This is a genomic window from Microtetraspora sp. NBRC 13810, from assembly GCF_030268685.1.
In the GTDB taxonomy this organism is placed as follows: Bacteria; Actinomycetota; Actinomycetes; order Streptosporangiales; family Streptosporangiaceae; genus BSRQ01.
In genome coordinates this window covers 108,546-134,194 of the sequence record NZ_BSRQ01000010.1, presented here as the reverse complement: position 1 = coordinate 134,194, position 25,649 = coordinate 108,546, and the positions used below count along the sequence as shown (strand labels likewise).

19 protein-coding genes are annotated in these 25,649 nt (G+C 74.1%); 5 read left to right on the top strand and 14 right to left on the bottom strand.

Annotation, left to right across the window (positions count from 1 at the left end; translation table 11 throughout):
* Nucleotides 1-29: 29 nt before the first annotated feature.
* On the top strand, nucleotides 30-3,914 hold the full coding sequence (locus tag QSK26_RS21295; protein ID WP_285776965.1) for a S8 family peptidase: 3,885 nt from the start codon (nucleotides 30-32) through the stop codon (nucleotides 3,912-3,914).
* 102 nt (nucleotides 3,915-4,016) lie between these two features.
* Here QSK26_RS21295 and QSK26_RS21290 read toward each other — a convergent pair whose 3' ends face one another.
* The 7 genes from QSK26_RS21290 to QSK26_RS21260 form a co-directional block, all read right to left on the bottom strand.
* Nucleotides 4,017-5,174 carry an alkaline phosphatase PhoX gene (locus tag QSK26_RS21290; RefSeq protein ID WP_285776964.1) on the bottom strand — a complete coding sequence of 386 codons (1,158 nt, stop codon included), beginning with the start codon at nucleotides 5,172-5,174 and terminating at the stop codon, nucleotides 4,017-4,019.
* 119 nt (nucleotides 5,175-5,293) lie between these two features.
* The gene (locus QSK26_RS21285) at nucleotides 5,294-6,436 is read right to left on the bottom strand and encodes a glycosyltransferase family 4 protein (protein ID WP_285776963.1); all 1,143 of its coding nucleotides are present in this window, start codon (nucleotides 6,434-6,436) and stop codon (nucleotides 5,294-5,296) included.
* The gene (locus QSK26_RS21280; RefSeq protein WP_285776962.1) at nucleotides 6,433-7,359 is read right to left on the bottom strand and encodes an SGNH/GDSL hydrolase family protein; all 927 of its coding nucleotides are present in this window, start codon (nucleotides 7,357-7,359) and stop codon (nucleotides 6,433-6,435) included. The genes QSK26_RS21285 and QSK26_RS21280 overlap by 4 nt, the downstream gene beginning before the upstream one ends.
* 311 nt (nucleotides 7,360-7,670) lie before the next feature.
* Nucleotides 7,671-8,810: a glycosyltransferase gene (locus tag QSK26_RS21275; RefSeq protein WP_285776961.1), complete on the bottom strand. Its 1,140-nt coding sequence runs from the start codon at nucleotides 8,808-8,810 to the stop codon at nucleotides 7,671-7,673.
* Nucleotides 8,811-9,326: 516 nt separating this feature from the next.
* Complete coding sequence (locus QSK26_RS21270; protein ID WP_285776960.1) at nucleotides 9,327-10,103, bottom strand: SDR family NAD(P)-dependent oxidoreductase; 777 nt, start codon at nucleotides 10,101-10,103, stop codon at nucleotides 9,327-9,329.
* A 178-nt stretch (nucleotides 10,104-10,281) separates the two neighbouring features.
* Nucleotides 10,282-11,562, bottom strand: a complete 1,281-nt coding sequence (locus QSK26_RS21265) for a serine hydrolase domain-containing protein (RefSeq protein WP_285776959.1) — start codon at nucleotides 11,560-11,562, stop codon at nucleotides 10,282-10,284.
* A 91-nt stretch (nucleotides 11,563-11,653) separates the two neighbouring features.
* A complete protein-coding gene (locus tag QSK26_RS21260; RefSeq protein WP_285776958.1) occupies nucleotides 11,654-12,802 on the bottom strand; it encodes a DUF418 domain-containing protein in 1,149 nt (382 codons plus the stop codon).
* A 94-nt stretch (nucleotides 12,803-12,896) separates the two neighbouring features.
* On the opposite strand from QSK26_RS21260, the gene QSK26_RS21255 reads away from it, so the two are divergent.
* The 3 genes from QSK26_RS21255 (at nucleotide 12,897) to QSK26_RS21245 (ending at nucleotide 14,988) form a co-directional block, all read left to right on the top strand.
* Nucleotides 12,897-13,559 (top strand): 4'-phosphopantetheinyl transferase family protein, encoded by a 663-nt coding sequence (locus QSK26_RS21255; RefSeq protein ID WP_285776957.1) that lies wholly within the window; start codon nucleotides 12,897-12,899, stop codon nucleotides 13,557-13,559.
* An 86-nt stretch (nucleotides 13,560-13,645) separates the two neighbouring features.
* Nucleotides 13,646-14,446: an NmrA family NAD(P)-binding protein gene (locus tag QSK26_RS21250; protein ID WP_285776956.1), complete on the top strand. Its 801-nt coding sequence runs from the start codon at nucleotides 13,646-13,648 to the stop codon at nucleotides 14,444-14,446.
* Nucleotides 14,443-14,988, top strand: coding sequence for an anthrone oxygenase family protein (locus tag QSK26_RS21245; protein WP_285776955.1), 546 nt, complete (start codon nucleotides 14,443-14,445; stop codon nucleotides 14,986-14,988). Before QSK26_RS21250 ends, QSK26_RS21245 begins: the two co-directional genes overlap by 4 nt.
* 114 nt (nucleotides 14,989-15,102) lie before the next feature.
* Here the strand turns inward: QSK26_RS21245 and QSK26_RS21240 are convergent, their stop codons facing one another.
* A complete protein-coding gene (locus tag QSK26_RS21240; RefSeq protein ID WP_285776954.1) occupies nucleotides 15,103-16,095 on the bottom strand; it encodes an AraC family transcriptional regulator in 993 nt (330 codons plus the stop codon).
* Between the two features lie 104 nt (nucleotides 16,096-16,199).
* Here QSK26_RS21240 and QSK26_RS21235 point away from each other — a divergent pair, with 104 nt between their 5' ends.
* A complete protein-coding gene (locus QSK26_RS21235) occupies nucleotides 16,200-16,688 on the top strand; it encodes an anthrone oxygenase family protein (protein WP_285776953.1) in 489 nt (162 codons plus the stop codon).
* Nucleotides 16,689-16,797: 109 nt separating this feature from the next.
* Here QSK26_RS21235 and QSK26_RS21230 read toward each other — a convergent pair whose 3' ends face one another.
* The 6 genes from QSK26_RS21230 to QSK26_RS21205 are packed head-to-tail and all read right to left on the bottom strand — an operon-like array spanning nucleotide 16,798 to nucleotide 25,530.
* The gene (locus QSK26_RS21230; RefSeq protein WP_285776952.1) at nucleotides 16,798-18,450 is read right to left on the bottom strand and encodes a hypothetical protein; all 1,653 of its coding nucleotides are present in this window, start codon (nucleotides 18,448-18,450) and stop codon (nucleotides 16,798-16,800) included.
* A 42-nt stretch (nucleotides 18,451-18,492) separates the two neighbouring features.
* Nucleotides 18,493-19,344 (bottom strand): protein phosphatase 2C domain-containing protein, encoded by an 852-nt coding sequence (locus QSK26_RS21225; RefSeq protein WP_285776951.1) that lies wholly within the window; start codon nucleotides 19,342-19,344, stop codon nucleotides 18,493-18,495.
* A complete protein-coding gene (locus QSK26_RS21220) occupies nucleotides 19,344-20,012 on the bottom strand; it encodes a vWA domain-containing protein (RefSeq protein ID WP_285776950.1) in 669 nt (222 codons plus the stop codon). Before QSK26_RS21220 ends, QSK26_RS21225 begins: the two co-directional genes overlap by 1 nt.
* The gene (locus tag QSK26_RS21215; protein WP_285776949.1) at nucleotides 20,009-20,842 is read right to left on the bottom strand and encodes a serine/threonine-protein kinase; all 834 of its coding nucleotides are present in this window, start codon (nucleotides 20,840-20,842) and stop codon (nucleotides 20,009-20,011) included. Before QSK26_RS21215 ends, QSK26_RS21220 begins: the two co-directional genes overlap by 4 nt.
* Entirely contained in the window at nucleotides 20,829-23,636 is a 2,808-nt protein-coding gene (locus QSK26_RS21210) for an acetate and sugar kinases/Hsc70/actin family protein (RefSeq protein ID WP_285776948.1), read from the bottom strand. Before QSK26_RS21210 ends, QSK26_RS21215 begins: the two co-directional genes overlap by 14 nt.
* The gene (locus tag QSK26_RS21205) at nucleotides 23,626-25,530 is read right to left on the bottom strand and encodes a hypothetical protein (protein WP_285776947.1); all 1,905 of its coding nucleotides are present in this window, start codon (nucleotides 25,528-25,530) and stop codon (nucleotides 23,626-23,628) included. The genes QSK26_RS21210 and QSK26_RS21205 overlap by 11 nt, the downstream gene beginning before the upstream one ends.
* Nucleotides 25,531-25,649: the final 119 nt, after the last annotated feature.

Here is a 25,649-nt window from a genome sequence, read left to right as displayed (position 1 = left end):
GATCTTTATGTCCATTATGGAGGTGGCCGATGGGGCTCTGGGTAGCACGGCGGCGTTTCCGGATACGGCGGACGGCCACGGCGGTCCGCCTGGCAGCCGCGGTGACCGTGACCACGATGGCCGTCACCGCGCCGGTCCCGCCCGCCGCGGCGGCGCCCGGCGGTACCGCGGCCCCTCCGGACACCGGGACCGTCCGTCCCGTCCCCGGCGGACCGGGCGAATACGACATCACGCTGATCACCGGTGACAGGGTGCACGTCACCGTGGGCGCGGACGGGCGGCAGCGGGCGACCGTGACCCCCGCGCCCCGCGAGGACAGGCTGCCCTCCGGCTTCCACGTCATGGAGAGCGGCGGCGAGCTCAGCGTGATCCCCGGCGACGTGCGGGGCCTGATCCCGCAGCGCCTGGACCCGGACCTGTTCAACGTGACCTCGCTCGCCGCCCAGGGCTACACCGACGACCGGTCCGGCTCGCTGCCCCTGATCCTCGCGCACGCCACCGGCGCCGGCACGGGCGGCGGAGCCGCGGTGAAGGCGGCGATTCCGGCGCTGACGCCGGTCCGCGACCTGGAGAGCATCGGCGCGACCGCCGTCACCCTGGACAAGAGCGGGGCGCGCGGCCTCGGCACGGCGCTGTCCCGGCTCGCCGGAACGGCGGACGGCACCGCGGCGGCGGACCCGCTCGGCGGCGTGTCGAAGATCTGGCTCGACCGGAAGGTCGCGACGTCGCTCGACCGCAGCGTCCCGCAGATCTCCGCCCCCGCCGCCTGGGACGCCGGCTACGACGGCACCGGCACCACCGTGGCGGTGCTGGACAGCGGCGTCGACGCGAAGCACCCCGACCTCGCCGGCAAAGTCGCCGGCGAACGCGACTTCACCGGAGAGGGCACCACCGGCGACCTGCTCGGCCACGGCACCCACGTCGCCGGCATCATCGCGGGCGCCGGCACGGCCTCCGGCGGACGGCTGAAGGGCGTCGCGCCCGGCGCCCGCCTGCTCAACGCCCGGGTCCTGAACGCCTCCGGCCAGGGCCTCACGTCGTGGATCGTCGACGGCATGGAGTGGGCCGCAGGGGAGCAGCGCGCCGACGTCGTCAACATGAGCCTCGCCGACCCCCAGCCCGGCGGCCCGCTCACCGACGCCGTCGGCGAGCTGACCGAGCGGTACGGGACGCTGTTCGTCGTGGCCGCGGGCAACCACGGCTGCGGGGTCTGCGTCGGCAGCCCGGGGGACGCGGCGGACGCCCTCACGGTCGGCGCCGTGGACACCGCCGACGCGCTCGCCGACTTCTCCAGCTACGGCCCGGTGGGCCTCGCCCGGATGGTCAAGCCCGAGGTCACCGCCCCCGGCGTCGGGATCGTGGCCGCCCGGGGGAGCGGCACGGAACAGGGCGAGCCGGTCGACGACGCCTACACCCGGATATCCGGCACGTCCATGGCCACCCCGCACGTCGCCGGAGCCGCCGCGCTGCTCAGGCAGGCCCGCCCGGGCATCGCGGCCGGCGAGTTGAAGGCCCTCCTCATGGGCACGGCGAAGCCGCGTCAGGACACCGCCGTGGACCGGCAGGGCATGGGCAGGATCGACGTCGCCGCGGCGCTCGCCGACCCGGTGCTCGCCTCCGCCGGCGTGCTCGACTTCGGCGAGGGGCCCGCCGCCCGCGCCCGGGACCTGACCTACCGCAACCCGGCGGCCGTCCCGGTGACGCTCGACCTGCGCGCCGGCGACGCGTTCACCGTCACACCCGCCACGCTCACGCTGCCGGCCGGAGGCAAGGCGACGGTCAAGGTCGCCTTCGACCCGGCGAAGGCCGCGGCAGGCCGGCAGCGGGCCGAACTGGTCGCCACACCGCGGGGCGGCGCCGCTGTACGGACGCTGCTGACCGGCGTCATGGCGCCCGAACGGGTACAGCTGCGGATGACCGGCGTCGCCAGGGACGGCCGCCCGGCCGCCGTCTACGCCCGCGCGTTCAACGTGCAGGACGGCGCCTACGACGGGCGGGAACTGCCCTCGGACCCGGTCCAGCGGTGCGACGACTGGAGCGACGCCTCCGTCATCTGCCTGATGGTGCCGCCCGGCACCTACTCGGTGCTCGGCGTCGTCGCCACCTCCATCCCCTCCGAGGCCGCGCCCGGCTCCGGCGACCGCGGCACCGTGCTGCACCACACGCTCGCCGGAGACCCGGAGGTCGAGGTCACCCGGGACACCGCCGTCGTGCTCGACGCCCGCAAGGCGGTCGAGGTGCGGATCGAGACCCCCGACCACGAGACGAAGCGGAACCCCGGAGCGGCGACGAAGCTGTCGTGGGCCCGCGAGCCGGTGCACGGGACCACGCAGCGGGAAGGCTTCCTGCCCGCCGGCACCGTGGAGGAACGCTTCTTCGTCCAGCCCACCGACCGGGTCGCCAAGGGCGAGTTCACGGTCGCCACCCGGTGGCGGCTGGAGGCGCCCGACATCACGCTGCGCGCGCCGGGGCTGACGTTGAACCCGGAGTACTACGACCCGGTGTGGTTCAGCGACCTGTCCGCGGAGTATCCGCGGCTGGACGGCACGGCACGGCTCACCGCGGTCGACGCCGGACGGGGCACGCCGCAGGAACTCCGGGGCCGTGACCTGCGCGGCAGACTGGCCGTCATCCGCCGCGACCCGGGCGTGCCGGTCTCGGCGCAGTCCAACGCGGCCGCCGCCGCCGGCGCGGCGATGGTGGCGGTCTACAGCGACCGGCCCGGGGTGGACGTCGCCCCCGGCGGCACGGGGGTGAAGCTCCGGGTCCCGACCCTGCGGCTGTCGCACGAAGAGGGACGCGCGCTCGCCGAGCGGTCGCGGCGCGGCTCGTTCGCCGTCCGCGCCGAGGGCGTCGTGGCCAGCCCTTACGTGTACGACCTCCACCTGCGCGAGGAGGGACGGGTCCCGGACCAGGTACGCCACGTCGTCCGGGCGAAGTCGCTGGCCAGGATCGACTCCGGTTTCCACGGCCTGGGCGCCGCCGGCATGACCGCGTCCGAGATGCGATACGCGTGGGAACCGGGGGACGCCTCCTCCATGGATCGCGAGCGACCGCTGCTCGCCGCGCCCCGGGTCCGGACGGACTACGTCACCGCCGATCCGGACGTGCGCTGGTCCGCCTCCGTCGGGGCGCCCGAACAGCCCTACAACAGCATGTTCGAGCGCCCCGAGACGCCGTCCGTCATGCTGGCTGTGCCGGGCCAGAGGAGCTTCAAGCCCGGCGAGCGGACCAGTCGCACCTTCTTCAAGCAGGTGATGACGCCCGGGATCCACCCGGAGGCGCCGCCATACAGGCAGGGGGACACGCTGATCGTCGACATGCAGGCGTTCGTCGACGCGGCGGGCAACACCGCCACCGGGTACACCAGCCCCTTCCCCGCCGGCCTGGTCACGGACTTCCGGCTCTACCAGGGCGACGACCTCGTCGTGCGGACCGGGTCCCAGCCGGCGGGCGGCATCCCGCTGCCGGCGGCCGGGGGACGCTACCGGATGGAGTACACGGTCGAGAACCGGGCGCCGTGGAACCGGCTGTCCACCAGGACCCGCAGCGTGTGGACGTTCGACTCCGCGCGTCCCGCCGCCGGGGCCACCACGGTGGTGCCGCTGCTCCTCGCCGGCTACGACGCGCCCGTGGACCTGTCCAACCGCGCCACCTCCGGCACGCTCGGCCTCACCTTCGGGCACCCGTCCGGCGCGCCGGGCAGCCCGGTCAGGAGCGTCACCCTCGACGTCTCCTACGACGACGGCGCCACCTGGCAGCCCGTACGCCGGCTGCGGCCCAAGGGCGGGAACGGTTACGAGGCCACCCTCGACCGCCCGCGTCCGGGCGCCGTCTCCCTCCGCCTGAACGCCACCGACGCCCGCGGCGCCACCCTCACCCAGGAGGTGATCCGCGCCTACACTTTCGGCTGACCCCTCGCCCGCCACGCGGCACGTCTCCGTGGTCCCGCGTACCGGACCGGGTCGCCCCCGGGCCGGCGGAGTTCCCTCCGCCGGCCCGGGGGCACGGCCGGTTCAGGCGCGGAACGGGCCGGTGACGCAGTAGGTGATGCCCCCGTTGGAGGAGCCGGACGTGCCACGCTGGGAGGAGAAGTAGAGGCGGTCGCCCGCCGGGTTGAAGGCCGGGCCGCAGATCTCGGACGAACTCTGGCCGCTGATCCGCAGGAACACCGAGATCTTGTCGTCCGGTGTGATCAGGCACAGCTCCATGTTGCCGCCGTCCTCGGCCACGTACAGGTCGCCGGAGCGGGAGCCGACGATGTTGTCCACCCCGGTCAGCGGCGCCGAGCCGGGGGTGACGAGGTTGTCGTCGTAGGCGAGTTCGTAGGTACCGGCGGCCAGGTTGAGCTGCCAGACCCGGTTGTCGCCCTTGGTGGTGAACCAGACGGTGTCGTCGGCGTAGTAGCAGCCCTCGCCGCCGTTGAACCGCTTGGCGCCGGAGACCTGGTTGCGGGTGGCGGTCGGCGAGCCGTCCGGGTCGGGCACCGCGGCCCAGGTGAACGAGCCGGACGTGGCGGTGCCGGCGCGCAGCACCTGGAGCGTGCCCGAGGACAGGTCCCCCCAGGTGGTCGGGACGAAGCGGTAGAGGCAGCCGTCGCCGACGTCCTCGGTGAGGTAGATGACCCGGCGCACCGGGTCGCACGCGGCGGCCTCGTGGCTGAACCGGCCCATCGCCGGGCGCGCCACGGCCGTGCCGCCGAACGGGTAGGTCTCCCAGACCCGCCCGGTGTCGGTCTCCTCGCACGACAGCCAGGTGTTCCACGGGGTGGCGCCGCCCGCGCAGTTGCGGGTGGTGCCGGACAGGATGCGGTACGCCGAGGTGGCGTTGCCGCCGGAGTCGAACCGGATCGCCGAGGCGCCGCCGCCGGAGCCGCTCATCTCGGAGTTGGACACGTAGATCCAGCCGCCGCCGTCGGCGAAGCAGGCCCCGCCGTCGGGCGCGCCGTGCCAGGTGTAGGAGGTGCCGGGGACGGTCTGGGAGGAGCGGGCCACCACCCGGCTGGTGAAGCCGGCCGGCAGGTGGATGCCGTTCGCGTCCGCGGCCTGCAGGGGCCCGTAGGGGCCGGTGGCGTTCTGGGCGGGGGCGGCGAGGGCGCTGTGCCACATGCTGCCGGACAGGGCCAGCGCGCCCGCGCCGACCACCGAGGTACGAAGGAAGGTACGACGTTCCATCGGAAGACTCCCTACGTCGGTTGGCGACCCGGGACAGATCGCCAACCGGAAGGTAAACATTCTTGTTGACCGGCGGTGGAGGGATCAGTGAACGGCGGGTGGCCGTTTACCGTTGTGATCTACGCTGTAAAGGCGGTCGCCTCTTCCCGCACCGGTTCCGCGGCGGGGGCGCCGGTGACGAGACGGTAGTGGCCCAGCAGTTCCTCGCACACGCCCGCCCAGGTGCGGCCGAGCACCGAGGCGCGCGCGTTGACGCCCATCCGGGCGCGGGCGGCCGGGTCGGCGGCCAGCCCGGCCACCGCCGCGCGGATGCCGGCCGGGTTTCCGGGCGGGTAGAGCAGCCCGTTGTGCCCGGGGCGTACCAGGTCCAGCGGCCCGCCGGCCGCCGCCGCCACCGCGGGCACCCCGGAGGCCAGCGCCTCCTGTACGGCCTGGCAGAACGTCTCGTTCGTCCCGGTGTTGACGAAGATGTCGAACGACGCGAGCAGGCGGGACAACTCCTCACCGGTGCGCAGCCCGCAGAAGACCGCGTCCGGCAGCAGCCGGCGCAGCCGCGGCTCGGCGGGACCGTCGCCGACGATCACCACCCGCACCCCGTCGAGACCGGCCAGCTCGGCCAGCACGTGCACCCGCTTCTCCGCGGCGAGCCGCCCGACATATCCCACGATGACCTCGCCGTCGGGCGCCAGGCTCGCGCGCAGCGACTCCGAGCGGTGCCGCGGATCGAACCGGTCCAGATCGACGCCGCGGCCCCACAGGCCGAGCCGGGGGATGCCCCGCCCCTCCAGTTCCGCCAGGGTGGCGGTGGAGGGGGCCAGCGTGCAGGCGCTCCGCTCGTGGATGCGGCGCAGCCAGCCCCAGATCACCGGGTCGGCTCCGCGCATGCCGTACCGGCGGGCGAAGCCGGCGAGGTCGGTCTGGTAGACGGCGACGGCCGGGACGCCGAGCCGCTCGGCCGCCGCCGCGCCCGCCGCGCCGAGGACCGCGGGCGAGGCGAGATGCACCACGTCCGGGCCGAAGTCCCGCAGCACGGACATCACCCGCCTGGTCGGCAGTCCCATCCGGAACGACCGGTAGAACGGCAGGGTGAAGCCGGGTACGAGGTGGACGGGGAATCCCGCGTACGAGTCGGGGCCGGGGCCGGGCGACATGACGATCGCCTCGTGCCCCCGGCCGGCCAGATGGTCAAGGATGCGGCAGACCGAGTTCGTGACCCCGTTCACCCGGGGCAGGAACGACTCGGCGACGACGGCGACCCTCATGTGTTTCGCAATCCCGTTGTCGATCGACACCCACGCGGCGAACGGCCGCAGTCCGGGCGAACGTCACCTGACACTTCCTGCGGAGGCCGCAGCGCGCACGGGACGGGCCCGGCGCAGACCCGGCGCAGCACGGCGTCCAGCTCCGCCTCCAGCCGGGCGTCCAGGGCCGGGCCGCGGCGGCGAAGCCGGTGCCAGTACTCCCCCAGCACGAGCCCGGTCAACTGGGGGAGCAGGTCGCGCGAGCGGCGGACCACCCAGCCGGTCCCCTCCGTGGCCATCCACCGGGCGCTCTCCCACAGGGTGGGCTCGGGGTTGGCGGGCTCGGGGTCGGGCAGCGCGCGCAGCCGTACCCCGTTCTCGCCGAACGCGCCGGCGAACTGCCTGGCCAGCAGCCGGTGTCCGCGCTCGCTGGGATGCAGCCGGTCCACCCCCCACATGCGCCGGTCGTACAGGGCGGGGTGGCCGGCGAGGTCGACGTGCACGGTGTTCCGGCCGTTCGCCACGCATTCGAGCACCGAGTTGATCGCGTGCACCCGGCGGGCCAGCGGGCGGCGCACCGTCTCGGGGATGCGCAGCATCATGCCCGGATCGGGCAGCGTCGCGGTGAGCACGAGCACGCCCGCGTCCCGCAGCCGCGTCACGATCTCCTCCAGCCCGGCCGCGACCGCCGCCAGGTCGAACCTGCCGCGCAGCGTGTCGTTGCAGCCGACCAGCACGGTGGCCAGGGTGGGCCGCAGCGCCGGCGCGCGCGGAAGCTGCGTGGTGAGCACGTCTCGCACCAGGGCGCCGGAGCAGGCCAGGTTGTCCAGCTCCACCTCGCCGGGCGTCCCGATCGAGTCCGCCAGCAGCCGCGCCCATCCCCGCCAGCCACCCCCCGGCATCGGATCCCCAAGCCCCACCGTCACCGAATCCCCAAGCGCCACCACCCGCAAGGGCCCCACCACACCCCCCACCACCCGGAACGGCACGCCTTCCCCCACCCGGCCCCCCGGCTGGGCACTCCGGTCCGCCGGTTCCACACTCCGGTCCGCCGGTTCCACACTCCGGTCCGCCGGTTCCACACTCCGGTCCGCCGGTTCCACACTTCGGTCCGCCGGTTCCACACTTCGGTCCGCCGGTTCCGCGTTCCGGCTCTGATGCGCGTGCGCCGGCTGTGTCGGGTGTGGCGGGTGTGCTGGAGGTGCTGCGGTCGCTTCGAGTGTGTCTGTGGCGCCGGGGACCGCCTCCGGGGGTGTCACCGGGTCCACCCCCGCCCGCCCGCTCCTTCGGGGAGCAGGTCGTGGGCCTGGAGGAAACCGGTGACGGCGGCGGGCCAGCCGAAGCGTTCTGCCTGGGCGCGGGCGCGGGAGCGGCGTTCGTGCTCCGGGACGGCGAGGAGACGCTGGACCGCGTCGGCGTAGGCGGCGGGGTCGTCGGACGAGGCCACGCCCGCCTCGCCGACCACCTCCGGCAGGGCGCTCGCCCGGTTCACCACCACGGGCGTCCCCCCGGCCAGCGCCTCCAGCGCGGCCAGCCCGAACGTCTCCACCGGCCCCGGCGCGATCACGACGTCCGCGCTCGCCAGCAGCCGGGCCAGCAGGTCGCGGTCGGCGACGTACCCGAGGAACCGCGCGGGCAGCCCGGCCGCCCGCGCCTCCAGCGACCGCCGCATCGGCCCGTCCCCGGCGACGGCCAGTACGGCGGGCACGCCCCGGCGGCGGAGTTCGCCCAGCACCCTCACCGACCGGTCCGGGTGCTTCTCCGGGGACAGCCGGCTGCACTGCACCAGCAGCGGCCCGTCGCCGGCGCCCAGCTCGGCCCGCAGCGTGGGGTCGTACCGGCCGGGGGTGAAGTGGGCGAGGTCCACGCCGAGCGGTACGCGGACGAGATTGCGCACGTGCAGCCGCCGGAACTCCGCCGCCGCCCACTCCGTCGTGCACACCACCGTGTCGTAGGACGCGGCGGTGGCCCGGTTGAGCCGGTCGGCCGCCCACCGCGACGGCGCCCGGAGGGGACCGGCGAGGTCGAGCAGGCCGGCCAGGCTCTCGTGGGACACCATGACCGTGCGGATGCCGTGCCGCCGGGCCCAGGCCCCGGTCCACCGCAGCGTCGTACGGTCCGACACCTCCAGGCGGTCCGGTTCGAGCTCCGCCAGCAGCCGCCTCAGGGACCGGCGGGCCAGGATGACGCGGTAGCCCCCGGTGAACGGCACCGGCACCCCCGGCACGGTGATCACCCGCCCCTGCGCGGTGTGCTCCTCGCGCCGCTCCGGCCCGGGCACCACGAGCGTCACCTCGTGCCCCGCCGCCGCGTAGCCCGCCCCGAGCTCCCGCAACGCGGTACGCAGTCCCCCCGACCGCGGAGCGACGAAGTTCGCCAGCCGCACGATCCTCATCCCGCCCCCCACCCGGCCGCCCCCGCCCCCGGAAACCACCCGCGGACTCCCGCCCCGGCAGCCCCTAGGCCGGGAAGCCGTCTGCGGATATCCGCCCCGGCGGCCCCCGCCCCCGGAAGCCACCTGCGGACTCCCGCCCCGGCAGCCTTCACGCCGGGAAGCCACCCGCGGACTCCCGCCACGGCGGCGCCCGCCCCTGGAGATCCCTTGCCGGACTCCGCGACAGGGGGTTCCCCCGCGGCCGTCGCCCACGCGCCCGCTTCCCGTCCGGCTGTCGTCCGCGCGCCCGCTTGTCGTCCGGTGGACGCCTTGCGGGGTTCCTCGTCCTGGTCTTCGGTGCCCGCGCGGTCCCCCGTGGCGGGGAGGAGGGCGCGCGGTGTGCCGCTCCCGCCGGCATCTTGGCCGAGTACGTCCATGTCGTGGATGGTGACGGGTCAGGTCGCCGCCGCCGGGAACCTGGTATGACGCGCGCGGAAACCTTCCCCGACGGTCAGGACACGTGAGACGTGACGCAGGTCACAAGGCGTGGCCGCCGGCCACCTGGAGCACCTGCCCGGTGACCCATCGTGCCTGGTGGGAGGCGAGGAAGACGGCGGCGTCGGCGATGTCCGCGGGCTCGCCGAGCCGGGCCAGCGGCACCAGCGCCGTGACCTGATCGACGAGTTCGCCGATGATCCATCCGGTCTGCACCGGGCCGGGCGCGACCGCGTTCACCCGGATGCCCCTGGGGGCGAGGTCCAGCGCCGTGGCCCGGGTCAGCGCCTCCAGCGCGGCCTTGGAGGTGCCGTAGCCGATCTGGCCGGGGAACGCGCGGGCGGCGTCGGTCGAGACGTTGACCACGCTCAGCGGCGTGCCGTCCCGGTGCCGCCGCGCGGCCTCGGCGATCAGCAGCGCCGGCGCGATCGCGTTGACCCGGTAGTGCCGTTCCAGCGACCCGGCGGTCAGCGTGTCTATCGCGTCCGGCGTCTCGCAGTGCGCGGCGTTGTTGACCAGCACGTTGACCGGGCCGAGCAGGTGTTCGACGGCGTCGAGGAGGCGCTCCGCCGCGTCCGGCTCGGACAGGTCGGCGCTCACCGCCACCCCGTCCAGCTCGTCCGCCAGCTTTGTGGCCGCGTCCGTGCCCGGGGTGACGTGCCCCCACTCGACGCCGCCGGGCGCGGGCGGGTCCGCGGCGAGATGGTGCACCGCGACCCGGGCGCCCTGAGCGGCGAACGCCCGGCTGATCGCGGCGCCGATGTTGCCCGCACCGCCGGTGACGAGCACGTTGAGCCCTTCGAGCCCGGTATCGATCATGGTGACGGTCTCTTCCACACGCTGTGGCGGTGTCTCACCCACCGGGCACGGGCCGCGGACGTGGGCGCGGGCATGATCAGCAACGCATGTGATCGACCCTACGCACCCACGGCCCCCGGGCACAACCCGTTTCCCGGGAGCGGAGGCGCCGGGAGATGTGATCGGGCGGGCGTCCCGTTCAGAGGTACTTGGGGAAGAGGTCGGTGGTCGGCCAGGTCTTGACGCTGTTCCAGGCGGTGTTCATCCGGGAGCTGAGGACGTCGTAGTCGAGGGTGCCGCTCTCCTCGCGGTGGTTGAAGACGGCGGCGTAGGTGAAGCCGTTCTGCAGGCGGGCGAGGTAGGTGTAGGTGCCCGGCATGGAGCCGTTGTGCCAGGTGTTGAGGTGGCCGGTGACCTGGCGGACGTACCAGCCGCAGCCGTACCAGGAGCCGTCGGGGCTGACGCCGATCTCCGGCTTGGCGAACGCCCTGGAGATCGAGGTCGCGTTCAGCACCGTGCCGGCGGCGTCGAAGACGCCGGCCCACTTGACCAGGTCCACGGCGGAGGCCAGCCAGCCGCCGTTGGCGTCGTGGTTCGTCATGTTGAAGCCGCCGTACGGCCACGGCACGACGGCGCCGGAGTCGTTCAGCACGGTCTTCGTGGTGAAGTCGGAGAAGTAGGGCATCTCGCCCGGCGCGGCCTGCGACCTGAGCGTGTGGCCGAGCCGCATCCGGGTGATGCGGGCCGGGGCGAGCAGCTTCTGCTTCACGTAGGACTCGTAGCTCTGGCCGGACACCTTCTCGATGACCCGGCCGAGCAGCATGTAGCCGTAGTTGCTGTAGGCCATCCGCGACCCGGGGGCGAAGTCGAGCCGCCTGGTGCTGACGTAGTTGATGATGTCCTTGTTGGTGACCGGCAGCGGCTTGTCCAGGGCGGCCGCGACGGTCGGGTCGGCCCAGAGCCAGTCGGGCGAGATGTCGCGGTCCCAGCCGCCGGTGTGCTGCATCAGCCGCCACATGGTCACCTGGGCCAGCCGGGAGTCGCCGCTCGTCGGCAGGCCGAGCACGTCGGTGACCTTCGCGCCCAGCGACAGCTTGCCGTCCTGCGCCAGCCGGAGGATCGCCGCCGCGGTGATGTTCTTGCTCAGGCTGGCGATCCGGAACAGCGAGGTCGGCTGCACGGCGGGGACGGTGGTGTCCGCGGTGTACCGGTAGCCCCGGGCCATCACCAGCTTGCCGTTCTTGACGGCGGCGAGCTGCGCGCCCGGGATGCCGCGCTCCTGGATGTAGGTCTTCATGACGGTGTCCAGGGCGGCGAGCTGCGAGGGCGCGGTGCCGGTCAGCGTCATCGTGGCGGCGGCGGTCGTGGCGGTCGTCGCGGTCTGGGCGGCCTGGGCGGCCGGCGTGACGAGGCCGGTGAGGGCCGCCGCCGGGACGATTCCGGCACCCGCCCTGAGCATGTCGCGGCGTGTGAGAGTCACTTCTGTCCCCCGAGTCACATAGGTAACGTTCAGCCGGGGATCCTATACAAATCGGGCACCCTTTTGCTGACATTTCGGTCAAGCCATGTGGTCAGCGCCAGAGAGTGAGCCGGCGCAGGCCGTACTCGACCGGGCCGTACCGGTGGGAGCGCAGCCACCAGGCGCTCAGGGCCAGCAGGACCGCGTAGATGAGCAGGGCCACGGCGACCGTGCCGAGCGGCGGGATCCGGCCGGCCAGGCCCAGGCCGTACCCGGTGAAGACCAGGCAGGCCAGCACCGACTGGCCGACGTAGTTGGACGCGGCCAGGCGGCCCGCCGGGGCGAGCACGGCCGGCAGCGCGGGGAATCGCCCGGCCAGGCGGAGCAGGGTGACGACGTAGGCGGCGGCGAGCAGCGGAGAGGCGACCGCGTTCCCGGCGTGCACCAGGAGCTCGGCCGACTGGCCCAGGTCGTGCGACGCGCCGGTCAGCACGGCGAAGGGGGCGCCCACACCGAACCCGAGCCACTGGACGCGCGGCATGAGGTGCGCCCACCTGTCGCGCTCCTCGAACAGGCGGGTCCTGCCCGCCGCCAGCCCGAGCAGGAACATCGCCATCGCGACCGGCCCCTGCACCAGCCAGATCACCGGCACGGTCAGCAGGTACTGCGGCACGTGCGCGGACAGGTAGTCCAGCGGGCCGGCGTTGATCTCGGCGAGCAGCCGGGCCGGGTCGCCCGCGGCCGGAGCCGGGATCGCCCCGGCCGGGACCAGCGTGCTCAGCCAGGAGAGCAGGGCGAGCAGGGCCGCCGTCATCATGAGGATCACGCCCGAGACGGTGATCGCGGTACGCGGCCGTACCCGGCGCATGGCCAGGAGCACCAGGCCGAGCGCCGCGTAGAGGGTGAGGATGTCCCCCGACCACAGCAGCAGCCCGTGCAGCGCGCCGATCAGGAAGAGCCCCAGGCAGCGCCGCAGGGTGCGGGCCCCGACGCTCGCCCCCGCGCCGCCGGCCGAGCGCATCTGCAACGTGAACGAGTAGCCGAACAGGAACGAGAAGATCACGTAGAACTTGGAGAGCACCAGGGCGTCCACCACCGACCGCACCGGCCCGGTGTAGATCGTCGACGCCTCCGGCCAGCTCAGTTGGACGGGATCGGCGAAGAAGCCGATGTTCGCGAGCAGGATGCCGCCGAGGGCGAAGCCGCGGATGGCGTCGATCTCGCCGATGCGGGACACGGGTGGCGCGGAGGTCTGCGTCATGATCCGACGCTAGGGAGCGGCGGCGCGCCGGGGCATCGCACCTTGGTATACACAGGTAGGTCCAAAGTAGGCGTCTCCACGAGCCGGAGCAGGTGTGCTGGAAGAGATCCTCCCTTCCTCCGTGCGGGTCGCGGAGGCGTTCGGCGACGAGCCGGCGGTCGCGCTGTTCCCCGAGGAGGAGGCGCTCGTCGCCCGCGCGTCGGGCAAGCGGCGCGGCGAGTTCGCGACCGCGCGGGCCTGCGCCCGGCGGGCGCTCGCCGGGCTGGGGCTGCCACCGGTGGCGATCCCGGCGGGCGAGGACGGCGCGCCGCGCTGGCCGGACGGCGTGGTGGGCAGCATGACGCACTGCCGGGGCTACCGGGCTGCCGCCGTCGCCCTGGCCGGGGACGTGACCACGGTCGGCATCGACGCGGAGCCCGCGCTGCCGCTGCCGCCCCGGATCCTCGACAAGGTCGCCGGCCCGCGGGAGCAGGCCATGCTCGCCCGCCTGAAGGATCCGTCGGTGTGCTGGGACAGGCTGCTGTTCTGCGTGAAGGAGGCGGTCTACAAGGCGTGGTTCCCGCTGACCGGGAGCTGGCTCGGGTTCCTCGACGCCGTGGTGGAGCTCGACCCGGGAGGCACGTTCGGCGTGGTGATCCCCGGCCGGACGCCCGGCGGGTTCGACGGCCGCTGGGCGACCGGCCACGGCCTGCTCCTGGCCGCGATTGCCGTCGAGGCCACCGGGGACCCGGGCCCGGAGTTGGACGATCGGACATGAACCTGAGCATTCCGACCATGGCCCATCTCAGCCGGGACGGCTTGACTTGAGGCATCAAGCGAGTCATGCGAGAGATGGAGATAGATATGTGGCTTGTCCTGGGTGGGAAGGGTAAGACCGGGCGCCGGGTGGCCGAGCGGCTCACCGCGCGGGGGCTGCCGGTGCGCGCCGTGTCGCGGTCCGGCGACCCGGCGTTCGACTGGGAGGACTCGTCCACGTGGCCAGGGGTGCTGCCCGGTGTCCGCGCGGTCTACATCACCTACCAGCCGGACCTCGCCTTCCCCGGCGCGGTCGAGCGGGTCGGCTCCTTCGTGGACCTCGCCGTGCGCGCCGGGGTCAGCCGGTTCGTGCTGCTGTCCGGCCGCGGCGAGGACGGCGCCCAGGCGGGCGAGAAGGTGGTGCAGCACGCGGGCGCCGAATGGACGATCGTCCGGGCGAGCTGGTTCGCCCAGAACTTCAGCGAGAGCTTCCTGCTGGACGCCGTGCTCGACGGCGAGCTCGCCCTGCCCGCGGGGGAGGCGGCCGAGCCGTTCATCGACGTCGAGGACATCGCCGACGTCGTCGTCGAGGCGCTGACCGGGGAGGGGCACGCCGGGCAGGTGTACGAGGTCACCGGGCCGCGGCTGCTGACCTTCGGCGACGTCGCGGCCGAGCTCAGCGCCGCCACCGGCCGCGAGGTGCGCTACGTGCCGGTCACCGCCGACGAGTACGCGGCCGAGCTGGTCAAGGCGGGCGAGCCGGTCGAGATCGTGGACCTGTTCACCGAGACGCTCGACGGCCGCAACGCCTACCTGTCCGACGGGGTGCGCCGCGCCCTCGGCAGGGAAGCCCGCGACTTCCGCGACTACGCCGAGGACGCCGCCGCCACCGGCGTGTGGAACCGGTGACCGGCGTACCGCTCACCGCGCGGCGCACGGGGGCCGCGTCGCGGAGGGCGGCCCACCGGTGGTCGGTGCCCGCGCTCTGGCTCGCCATGGTGACCATGGGGCTGATGGCCGGCCTGTTCTACGGTTTCTCGATCGCGGTCATGCCCGGCCTGGCCCGCGCGGACGACCACACGTTCGTCCAGGCCATGCAGCGGATCAACGAGTCGATCGAGAACCCGGTGTTCTTCGCGGCCTTCTTCGGGGCGTTCGTCTTCACCGGTGCCGCCGCGGTCGCCGCCCGCCGCGCCGGTACGCGGTCCGCCGCCCGGTGGATCGCGGCGGCGCTGGCGCTCTACACCGTGGCCCTCCTCGTCACCATCGGCGTCAACGTGCCGCTCAACGACGAGCTGGCTCGGGCGGGGGACACCGGCCTCGCCGCCGCGCGCGCCGGTTTCGAGGACGTGTGGGTCGCCGCCAACGCGGCGCGCGCGCTGGCCTGCACACTGGCGGTGGCCTGCCTGGCCAGGGCGGCGGCCCCGCTCCGCAGGGATACCGGAACCTGAGCCGCCCGGCCCGGATCGGCGCCACCCGGCCCGGATCGGCGCCACCCGGCCCGGATCGGTGGCCGCCCGGCCCGGATCGGCGGCTGCCCGGCCGTCTCGGCGGGGAGCCGGTGCTCAGGCTTCGTCGGCCGTGTCGCCGGTGAACGGCCGGGGCCGGGTGGCCGCGGTCCTGCGGTGCTCCTGGGGGCTGAGCCCGCGCACCCGTTTGAAGGCGGCGCTGAGCGCGAACGAGCTGCCGTACCCGACCTGCCTGGCCACCGCGCCGATCGTCATCTCCGGCTCGCACAGCAGGTCGGCCGCGAGGGCGAGCCGCCAGCCGGTGAGATAGCTCATCGGCGGCTCCCCGACCATCGAGGTGAACCGGCGGGCCAGCCCGGCCCGGGAGACGCCGATCTCGGCGGCGAGGTCCGGCAGCGTCCAGGGGCGGGCCGGGTCGGAGTGCAGCATCCGCAGCGCGGGCCCGACCACCGGGTCGTGCTGCGCCCGGTACCACGCCGGGGCGCCCGCCCCCGGGCTGGCCAGCCAGGACCGCAGGACCCTGACGAGCAGCAGGTCGAGGATCCGGTCGAGCACCAGCTCCTGTCCCGGATCGGATCTGCTCATCTCCTCGCCCAGCAGCGAGATGAGCCCGCGGTCGCCCTCCCCGGCCGGTCTGACCAGCAGCGCCGGCAGGGCGCCGAGCAGCCGCCGGCCGATCGCGCTGTGCATCTGGTAGGTGCCGGTCAGCATGACCGTCGAGCCCTCCGGCCCGTCGCCCCAGGAGCGGACGCCGAAGCTCATCGCGTCCCACAGGTTCTCGCCCTGCGTCGTGGTGCAGACCTGGCCGGGGTGGATCACGATGTCCGGCGGGGTGGTGGGGGAGTCGGCGACCGTGTAGGGATCCGGCCCGCGCATGATCGCGATCTCGCCTGGGCGGATCCGGGCCGGCTCGCCGTCGTCGTACGTGATCCACGCCTCGCCGCTGATCAACGTGGCGAGGGAGAGCGGGGCGCGGTCCTCGATGCGCAGCGCCCACGGCGGGTTCAGCACCGACCGGAGCAGGAACGCCCCGCGCGCCCGGGGACCCTCCAGGATGCCCGCCAATGTTTCGTCGGTCAACGTCCCCATGACGGGTGATTGTATACGTTCGCGTATGGATGTGAGCGTTGCGGCTATGGAAAGTCGCACTCCTCCCGGCCTAGGGTAAGAATGCGATCTTGTTGGGAGGAACAGTGACATCGGAGTCGTTACGCGAGCTGGTGCTGATGCTCGCCACGGTCACCACGGGGCTGATCGCGGGGCTCTACTACGCCTACGCCTGCTCGGTCATGCTCGGGCTGCGCAAGGTGGGCGACCGGGTCTTCATCGACGTGATGCAGCGGATCAACGTGGCGATCCAGAACGGCGTGTTCCTCATCGCCTTCCTGGGCGCCGCGCTCTTCGCGATCGCCGTCATCGTGCTCGACCTGGCCGCCGGGCGGGGGCTGTCGGTCCCGGTGGTGGCCGGCTGCGTGCTGTACGTGCTGTCGCTGGTCATCACGTTCGGGATCAACATCCCGCTGAACAACCGGCTCGACGCGGCCGGTGAGCCGAGCGGCATCGCCGACCCCGCGGCGGTGCGGGCGAGCTTCGAGGCGACCTGGAACCGGTGGAACGTCATGCGGGCCCTGGTGTCCCTCGCCGGGTTCGTCTGCCTGTGCTGGGCGCTGCTGGTCTCCTGACCTGCGGCACACGGTCGCGGGTCCCCGGTGGGGCCCGCGACCGTCGTGTGTGACCACCCGCCGACACCGCGTGGAGCCCGCCGGGCGCGCCGGTCCGCCCGCCCGGCGGCTACGCGCCGGCGAGGGAGTCCTCCAGGGCGGCCCGCAGCCGGGCGGTCGTCCCCTTCTTGGGATCGGACAGCGCCTCCCCGGCCAGCCAGGAGATCGACGGGTCGAACCAGGACACGCCCTCGACGGGGATCGACCAGGAGTCGTACCGGATCTCCGGGGTGGCCAGCCGGGCCACCAGCAGCGCCAGCCGCCGCCGGTCCCGCTCGATGGGGGTGCCGCCGACGTCCCAGTCGGGCTGGTGCAGCAGCAGCGGCTTGGCGTCGTCCACCGCCGTGACGCCGTCGATGTCGATGAGCTGGCCCCGGCCGCGCCCGCCCTGCACGCCGTAGACGAAGTTCTTCCAGCAGGTGTCGCCGTGCGCCAGGCCGAGATCGTGCAGCATCTCGTGGGCGCGGAGCACGTCCAGCAGCACCTGGCCGCGCTGGGTCGCCGAGACGACCTGGCAGCCGCTGTGGGCGGGGTCGTCGGCGTGCAGGTAGTCGCCCGTCTGCGCGCCGCCCGAGGCGAGCAGGAAAGGCGGCGTGATCATCCGGTACAGCACGCCGACCGCCTGCCCGTTCTCGGCCACGACGGCGTGCGGCCACAGGGCGACCCGGTCGAGCAGCGCCCGTTCGGCCATGGACAGCGTGCCCGCCCGGGACAGCAGCCGCCGGTAGGGGGCCAGCGGGCGCGCCGGGTTGCGCTCCTTCGCCCCGGGCTCGGCGAACCGCTTGAACACCACCTTCTCGTCCGACCCCGGCACGGTGGCGTGCCGGATGTACTGCCTGCCCCGTTGCAGCGAAGCGCCCACCGTCAGCTCCGCGAGCGCCACCACGTCCAGTTGCCGCGCCGGCGTCCGCGGATCCCCCGGCGCCGGCCCGCCGCCCCGCCTCGGCGGCGGCGTCCGCTTCGCCGGCGTCTCGTCGTGCGGGTGCGCGGCGGTGTCCGCGCGTGCCTCGCCGCGCCCGGGGACGGGCATCTCCCTGGTGGGGCCGGCGGTGGCGACGGCGGGTGGGGGCGCGGTGCGGGTGAGGACCTCCTCGACCTCCGGCGGCAGCGCCGCCCGCCGCGGCCTGGCCACCGTCACGATGATCCGCCGGACCAGCGGGGAGAGCGTGATCAGCAGCGCCGCGGCCGCGGTGGACGGCGTCAGGGGGGTGTCCAGGACGAGGGCGAAGGTCAGGGCCGCCGCGAGACCCGCCGCCCCCGCGTACGTCACCTGCGCGAAGGCCCGGTCGAAGGCCGCCGTGGCGCCGGCCCGGCCGAGCGCCCACCACAGCCCCAGCCAGCACGCCACGGCCGCGCCCGCGGCGGCGAGGACGAACGGCCCGCGCTCCAGCCAGGGCAGCCACGCGTCGTTGACCTGCCAGTGCAGCACGGCCGCCTGCGCGCCGAGCCAGGCCGCCGCCAGCACCGCCCAGCCGAGCGCGGCCTTGCGGCGGGCCCGCCGGGCGCGCAGCCGCAGATCGCCGGCCCCCACCTGGAGCACGTCGCGGTCCGCCTCGGCGGGGCGGGCCCGCAGCCTGCGACGCAGCTCCGCCGAGGCCAGCCGGTCCGTACGGCCAGCCGCGAGGTTCCGCTCCACCCACCCGCGCAGCGGCTCGGCCGCCACCTGCGCCACCACCACCCCCGCCGGCAGCCACCACCCCAGCGCGACCCCCGCGGACTCCATCACCGGACGCTCCCGCGGGGACCACGGCGGCGGGGCACGCGGTCAGGCATTCCTGATCTCGTAGTGGCCGAGCCAGGCGACCGCGGCGGCCCGGTCGTCGTCGCGGTCGTTGCGGCGCACGGTGAGCGTGCGCAGGAACTCCAGCGGGGCGGGCGGGGCGGCCCACATGTCGGCGAGGTACGGCGCCGCCCGCTCCTCCGGGCCGCCGGCCGCCAGGCCGTCCGTGGTCAGGGCGAGCACCTCGCCGTCGGACAGGACCAGGCTCCGCGACTCCAGCAACTGGTAGTGGCCGGGCAGGGCGGGCGTCCCGCCGGCGGGATCGCGGGCGCCGAAGACCGGCTCCAGGCCGCCCGGCCGGACCAGCCAGGCCATGGAGTCCCCCACCCGCCCGACCGCGGCCCGGACGCTGCCGCCCGGCTGCACGACGGCGGGGACGGCGGCCAGCACCACGGTCGTCCGGTAGCCGGGGTCGAGGGAGCCGCTCCGCGACCCCTGCTGACGGAGCGAGGCGTCCAGGTCGCCGATCGCCGACCGGACCACGTTCTCCAGGTCGCGCCGCCCGGCGTTGTGCCAGTGGTGGTGGAAGGCGCGCGCGGCCAGGGCGGTCGCCGCCCTGGCCGCGCGGCCCGCGCTCTCGCCCGCGCCGACCCCGTCGGCGACCGCCAGCACCACCACGGTCTCCTCGGGGTCGCTCCACACCGTCACCGAGTCGTTGCAGTTGTCCACCGGGCGGCGGCGTTCGGCGGCGGCCCATCCCGCCCGCACGGTGACCGAGCCCGCCTGCCCGCCGTCGTAGGCGAGCAGGGGCGGGATCGGCATCGCGTTGCCGCGGTAGAGGCCGGGCTCGGTCAGGGGCCGGTTCATCACGTCGATCGTCGGATTCTCGGACATCATCAGATCTCGTCGAAGGGGAGGACCCGGCTGCCCGGGGGAGGGACGGTGAGGGGTTCGCCGTAGGCGACGCTGGAGGTCACCGAACCGAAGATCAGCTCGGCGAACCGCTCGATCGCCTCGGCGGGGGTGTCGTTCTGCCCGGCGAGGTACGCCGCGGTGGGATCGGAGGCGATCTCCGCGAGCGCCGCCGCGTCGACCTTCCCGAAACCGAACGGGATGACCTGGACCCGGAGGCCGGGCCCGGCGGCCTCCAGCAGCGCCCGGTGCTCGGCCCGCCAGCCGCGCCGGGAGTCCCGGGAGGCGTTGGTGCGGCCGTCGGTCAGCATGAAGACCATCGGGTTCTGCGGCGCCTCCAGGGCGGGCAGGTCGGCGGCGACGGCCCGCGCCGTCGTCTCGAAGGCCGCCGCGAACGACGTGCCCCCCGAGGCCAGCAGCGTGGGCGAGACGGTGGCCGAGGTCAGCCGGGTCAGCGGCAGCTCCACGCTGGCGTCCTCGGAGAAGGAGATCACGCCGAGCCTGGCCCGCTTCTGCACGGTGGGATCACGGGACAGCTCGTCGATCAGCTCCCTGATGACGGTGTTCACCGCGTCGATGGCGGTGACCGTGCCGGCCATGGTCGCCATCGACGCCGACCGGTCCGCCAGCACGTAGATCGGAAAGACGGTCATGCCGCTCCTCCTCCCGCGAACAGCACCGCGCCGCGCAGCGTCCTGCCGCCCCGGCGACGCGGCAGCCGTACGATCTGGAGCACTCTGCCGGGCACCGGCCCGCCGTCCAGGATCGCGCTGAGCCGCATGTCGACGATCTCGCCGAACTCGTCGTCGCGGCGCAGCAGGTCGCCCTTGACCTCCTCGCCCAGTTCCTGCAACGCCGCCTGGGCGTGCGTGCGCACCGCGTCCACCAGGGCGGCCCAGACGCTGCCCGGTTCCGCGTCCGGCACGTGCACCGACGCGACGGCCTCGTGCGCCGCCACCGCCCATTCGCCCCGGTCCGCCCCGGGGCCGCCGATCTCGTCCAGCCGGGCCAGCAGCCGCAGCCTGGCCACCCAGCCGGGCGAGCGCTCGGTGCTGCCCGGTCCCACCTGCACCACCTCGGGCATCGCGCCGGCCAGCGCCGCCGCCGCGGGGAGCAGCCGCTCCAGCGTCTCCACCGGGCGGCCGCCCGGCGGCGGCGGGACCAGGCGCAGCCCGGGGACCACCCGCTCGCCGACGACCAGCGTCGGGATCTCGAACTCCATCGGTCCCGCCGTCTGCGGCGGTCCCGCGGACTCCAGCGAGCCCGCCCTGATCCACTCCGCGAGCAGCCGGCAGGCGGTCTGACGGCGCCGGGGGTCCACGGTGACCATGGCGCCGAGCACCTGGGCGAGCGCGCCGTCCCGCCGGGCGCGGAAGTCGCCGGGCCGCAGCGCCCGGCCCGTGATCACCGACAGGTCGGCCGCGAGCTGCCCGATGAGCTCGTCGGCGGGGTCGCCGCCGGGGTCGTTCCTAGTGAACTCCACTGAACGGGTCCTTCGTCTTCTCGTAGCGCGTGCCCGAACTGAGAACCTGCTGGAAGACCGACCCCGGGGGAGCGGTGAGCAGGTCCATGTGGTCGGGCACCCCGGGCCGTTCCGGGCGCTGGTCGTGCAGGCGCAGGGCGCCACCCTGGTCCACCGACAGCCACAGGGCGTCCGCGGGGAGCTCCATGAACACCTCGAAGTCGGGCCGCCGGGCGTTCTCCGCGCCGGCGCCTCCCGGCGGGGTCCACGCCTCGTCCGGGCGGCGCCAGTACAGCGTCCTGCCGGACACCCGCCGGACCAGGCCGCCCGGCGGGACCGGGAGACCCGCCGCCAGCAGCGGCTTCTGCCGTTGCACGCCGATCCCCGGCTGGTAGACGTCCACGTAGAGGGACACCGCGAGCGCCGGGGCGTCCTGCGGGCCGGTCCGGTCCACCAGCGCGGGCAGGCCGGCGGGCAGCGGCTGCGGCCGTCCCTCCAGCCGCCAGCCGGGCACCCCCTTGCACAGCAGCATGGTGACCCGCTCCTCCTGGTCGATCTCGAACCGCACCTGTACGCCCGCCTCGCGCAGCCGCCTGGCCTCCTCCCGGCTGACCCTGGTCGAGGCCGCCCACTGGGTGTCGCCGTCGGACTGGTGCGCCTGGCCGAAGGAGACGTCGTACCGGTGGATCTCGATCTTGGAGGAGACCGGGAAGGCGGCACTCTCGGCGTAGGCGTTGCCGCTGCCGTCCGGGTACAGGTGCAGCCCCCTGCGGAAGACGGGCTCGCGGCGGACGGAGGCGGTGTCCTGCCGGATGTGGAAGTCGGCTGCCAGGTTGACCCGCAGGTTGGAGGAGTCCACGTCGAAGTACGACCGCCCGGCGACCAGCTGGTCGCACACCAGCGGGTCCTCCGGCGCGACCGCGAAGTCGGCCACCGCGTTCAGGTACATGCCGCCGAGCGCGGTCCCGGTCTTGCAGTACGCCGGGTCGAACACCACCTCGAACGTGGCGTCGAGGCCCTCCTCCTCGAACCTCGCCCGCAGCGACTCCTCGATCCGGCGGCGCAGGTACCCCGACAGCAGCGACCCGCCGGAGAACAGCACGTGGTCCACCGACTGAGCCGACTCCGCCGCGGCCGGCGCCGACGTGTGCAGCCCGCCGTGCGCGATCCCCGCCGCCAGCGCGGCGATCTGGTCCACGGCGTTGTCCATGAGCGCGGTCAGCTCGGCGGCGGTGACGACCGTCTCCGTGCCCTCTGCCGCCGCCTGGGCGGGCAGGCCCACCTCGATCCGGCGCGCCCCGCCGGGACCCGCGTCCTGCCCCTGGCCCCCGGCCACCCGGACGGTGACGTCGCGGGCGTTCTCCTTCTTCAGCCCCTGGTGCTTGACCTCCTCCGCGGCCCGCCACAGGGCGTCGAAGGCGGCCCGCCGCTGCTCCGCCTCCTGCCCCTGGAGGCCCTCGAACTTGGTGATCTCGTCCGGGACGTTCAGCTTCCGCTTGAGCGCCTGGAAGATGTGCAGCGTGAGCAGGTCACCGCCCAGGTGCATCCGGCCGCCGGAGGCGAGCACCTCCGGCTGCAACCGGTAGAACCGCCCCCGGGAGTCGCCCGCCTCGGCCGGCGTGGCGTCCACGATCGCGGCCTTGACCAGCGCGCAGTCGGTGGTGCCGCCGCCCACGTCGATGACCAGCAGGTTCTCGTGCCACTGCCGGGCCTTCGCCCACAGCTCCGGCGCCTCCCAGGCGCGCGGCCCCTCCGGGCAGCGGGCGTGCAGCTTGAACGCCTCCACGCCGAGCAGCGAGTCCGCGCCGAACCTGCGCAGCAGGAAGAACCCCGCCGCCGCGGCCGACTCGTCGATCGTCATCTCCACCCGCGGCGCCAGGTCCCGCACCACGGCGAGCAGCTCCTGGCGGCGGTCCGGCGGCAGCTTCGTCGGATAGGTGATGTTCACCCGGCTGATCCGCTCGTCCTTGCCCAGGCCGACCTCCTTGGCGACCAGGTCGATGAAACGCTGGTACACCTGGTGGAAGAGCTTCTCGCCGGACATGCCGGTGTCGGCGACCTCCTCCTTGAGCTGGACGAGATAGCGCTTCACGCCGCGCCGCCGGGCCTGCTGGGTGCCCACGCTCTCGTCGGCGAACTCCGCCCGCCCGTCGGCGACGATCAGGTCGCTGCTGCGGACCCTGGTGGACTGCAGGTGGTTGACCTCCAGCGGCGGCGTGCCCAGCACCTCACGCCAGGCCGCCGCCCCCTCCTGCGGACGGCGGGCGGTGCGCCGGTCGATCTCCAGCCCCTGGTCGGCGTCCGGGTCGAGGGAGAGGTGGGCGACCGCGACGGCCCGCGCCAGGCCGTCCGCCGGCAGGGTGCCGCGGTCCATGTAGATCGCACGGTTGTTGGTGATGGCGCACACCGCGCGGCTGGTGCCGAAGTCGAAGGTCGCGGAGACGAGGTCGCGTTCGTCCAGGTCCGGTTGGCCGGAACGGTCTTCGGGCGTCATGGTGAGGTCCTTGATCTGGTGGGGCAGAAGGCGGAAGGCGGCGCGGGTCAGCGGGGACGGGGCCGACACCGACGGCTGGTCGCGGCGGTAGTAGACGACCACGGTCGGCCGGGCCAGGACGGCGTCCCACGGGGTCAGGGCCAGGTCGAGGTCGTGCGCGGAACCGTCCTGCGGCGGCCGGATCCCGGTGGTCGCCACGGCGCGGGCGCCGTCGAGCAGGTCCACCCGCTCGATCCGGCCCGGCACCGTGCCGGCGGACAGGCGCAGCCACCCCTCCCCGGGCGCGTGGGCGAGTTCCAGCGCGGGAGGCTCAGTCGGCACCGTCGGATCTCGCCTCCGCCAGCTTCAGCAGGTCCCGCCGGATGTCGTCGAACAGGAAGGGCAGCTCGGAGTCGTCCAGGTCGTTCTTCGGGTTCTTGAAGAACTCGATCAGGTCGGTCCTGGCCCGTACCGCCGTGGCCTCGAAGAGCGCGAGCAGCAGGCGTTCCAGCAGCTTGGCCAGCTCGTCCCTGGTCCTCGCGACCTTGCGGAAGGTGAGCCAGTCGGGGGTGAGGTCCTCGCCCGCGCCCAGGGTGAGCCGGTCCACGAGCTGGCGGGCCAGCCGGGCGAACTGCCCGGCCGCCTGGGACACGGTCGCCTCGTCCAGGCCGGGCGGCCGCCGCCAGCCGGGAGCGCCGAACTCGGCCGTCGTGTACTCCAGCTGCCAGGCCGCCAGCTCGGTGTTCAGCAGTTCGCCGGCGTCGTTCACCGCCTCGTGGGCCAGGCGGTCGAAGTCGAGCCCGGCGAGCGCGGCCCCGACGTCCTTGGCCGGGCCGAGCCACTGGTCCTGCCGGTGCTGGAACGCCTGGCGGACCGCCCGCCAGGTGGACGTGCCGTACACGGCGTCGATGGACACCTTGGCCGCGATCTGGCGCAGCTCGGCGATCGGCGTGGGATCCTTGGCCGCCCGGTCGCGCTGCCTGGCGGCCACCGCCTCCTGCTCGCCCGGGTCGGGCAGCCGTTCGAGCGCGTCGTCCACCAGCTTCAGGCCGAGGGCGATCAGCCGGTCGAGCTCCTCCTCGTCGAGGCGGCCGGGATCCTGGGCGGACAGCTCGGCGATCACCCGCTGGAGCTGGCCGACCCCGCCGTCGTCCAGCGCGGCGAACACCGCCTCCTGGAGCGGTCCAGGCTCGGTCGCCGTGCGCCGCGCCTCCCGCCAGCCCTCGCGCTTGAGCTCGGCCGTGTGCCAGGCGTGCGGGTTGTCGGGGTCGAACCTCGCCCACGCCTCCTGGTCGCCCATCGCCCACGGGCCGCAGACGGCCACGATCCTGGCCTGCCTGCCGTTGCCGCCGAGCTGGCCGAGGTTGCTCGCCACGGCGCCGTCGAGCGTCTTCAGCTCGTTGGCGTTGGCGGGGTTGTCGACGGCGTCGAGCTTGGTGGCCACCAGCACCGGATGCGAGCCGGGCGGCGCCGGCGGCACCGCGAACGACGTGCCGGCGCTGCACGCCATGGTCAGCAGGGCGATGTGCGCGCGGTCCCGCATCTCCTGGATGATCACGTCTTCGAGCGGCCCGCCGGCTCGTTTGCCGGGAGTGTCCACCACGACGACCGAACGCGTCCCCGCCCAGTCGAGGTTCCACACGTCCCGCGAGACGGGCAGCCCGACGGTCACCCGGGCGACCAGCTCGGTGCCGGTGCCGGCCGCGTCGAAGGTGAGGGCGCCGCCCCTGTCCAGGTAACCGGCCAGGTCGTAGGCGGCGCCGTACCCGAGGGTCCGGGCGGCCTCCGCCATCGCGGTCACCAGCTTCTGGTTCGGATGGGCGACGGTCAGCAGCTCCGTCAGCGGGCGCGGGTCGTCCTCGGTGAGGTCGAGCAGCGCGCAGGCCCGGCGGCGGGCGCCCTCCTCGGTCAGGGTGAGCACCCGGATCTCCGGCGTACGGCCGGCGTCGTCCGCCTGGGTGAGCCGCAGTTCGGTGGCCGCCACGGTGACGGCGCCCGGCCCGACCCGCAGGAAGTCCGAGCCCAGCAGCAGCCGGAGCATGGTGGACTTCATCGAACCCGACTGGCCGAGGGCGACGATGCGCACCTCGCCCGCCTGTACCCGTACCATCTGTTCGAGTACGTCGCGCAGCTGGGCCACGACGTCCTGGAGTACCGGTGATTGACCGGTGAAATCGTATTCGGCCAGGTCCTCGACGGCTCTGGCGAACGGATCCCACTTCTTTCCGAGCCCCATGCATCACCTTCGTTCCCTGCCCGCCTGAGGCGGCGCAAGCCCGTCCCTGAACGTGTTCGCGCGGCCGGTGGAAACGACGGCCACGTGATCCAACCCCCGGCGTCACTGTATGTTCGCGG

Coding starts and splice junctions, on each gene's coding strand:
- QSK26_RS21275 (WP_285776961.1), bottom strand. CDS start 8,810: ATGAGGATCGTGCGGCTGGCGAACTTCGTCGCTCCGCGGTCGGGGGGA.
- QSK26_RS21225 (WP_285776951.1), bottom strand. CDS start 19,344: ATGATGTCCGAGAATCCGACGATCGACGTGATGAACCGGCCCCTGACC.
- QSK26_RS21220 (WP_285776950.1), bottom strand. CDS start 20,012: ATGACCGTCTTTCCGATCTACGTGCTGGCGGACCGGTCGGCGTCGATG.
- QSK26_RS21230 (WP_285776952.1), bottom strand. CDS start 18,450: ATGGAGTCCGCGGGGGTCGCGCTGGGGTGGTGGCTGCCGGCGGGGGTG.
- QSK26_RS21250 (WP_285776956.1), top strand. CDS start 13,646: ATGTGGCTTGTCCTGGGTGGGAAGGGTAAGACCGGGCGCCGGGTGGCC.
- QSK26_RS21290 (WP_285776964.1), bottom strand. CDS start 5,174: ATGGAACGTCGTACCTTCCTTCGTACCTCGGTGGTCGGCGCGGGCGCG.
- QSK26_RS21295 (WP_285776965.1), top strand. CDS start 30: ATGGGGCTCTGGGTAGCACGGCGGCGTTTCCGGATACGGCGGACGGCC.
- QSK26_RS21205 (WP_285776947.1), bottom strand. CDS start 25,530: ATGGGGCTCGGAAAGAAGTGGGATCCGTTCGCCAGAGCCGTCGAGGAC.
- QSK26_RS21240 (WP_285776954.1), bottom strand. CDS start 16,095: ATGGGGACGTTGACCGACGAAACATTGGCGGGCATCCTGGAGGGTCCC.
- QSK26_RS21260 (WP_285776958.1), bottom strand. CDS start 12,802: ATGACGCAGACCTCCGCGCCACCCGTGTCCCGCATCGGCGAGATCGAC.
- QSK26_RS21285 (WP_285776963.1), bottom strand. CDS start 6,436: ATGAGGGTCGCCGTCGTCGCCGAGTCGTTCCTGCCCCGGGTGAACGGG.
- QSK26_RS21270 (WP_285776960.1), bottom strand. CDS start 10,103: ATGATCGATACCGGGCTCGAAGGGCTCAACGTGCTCGTCACCGGCGGT.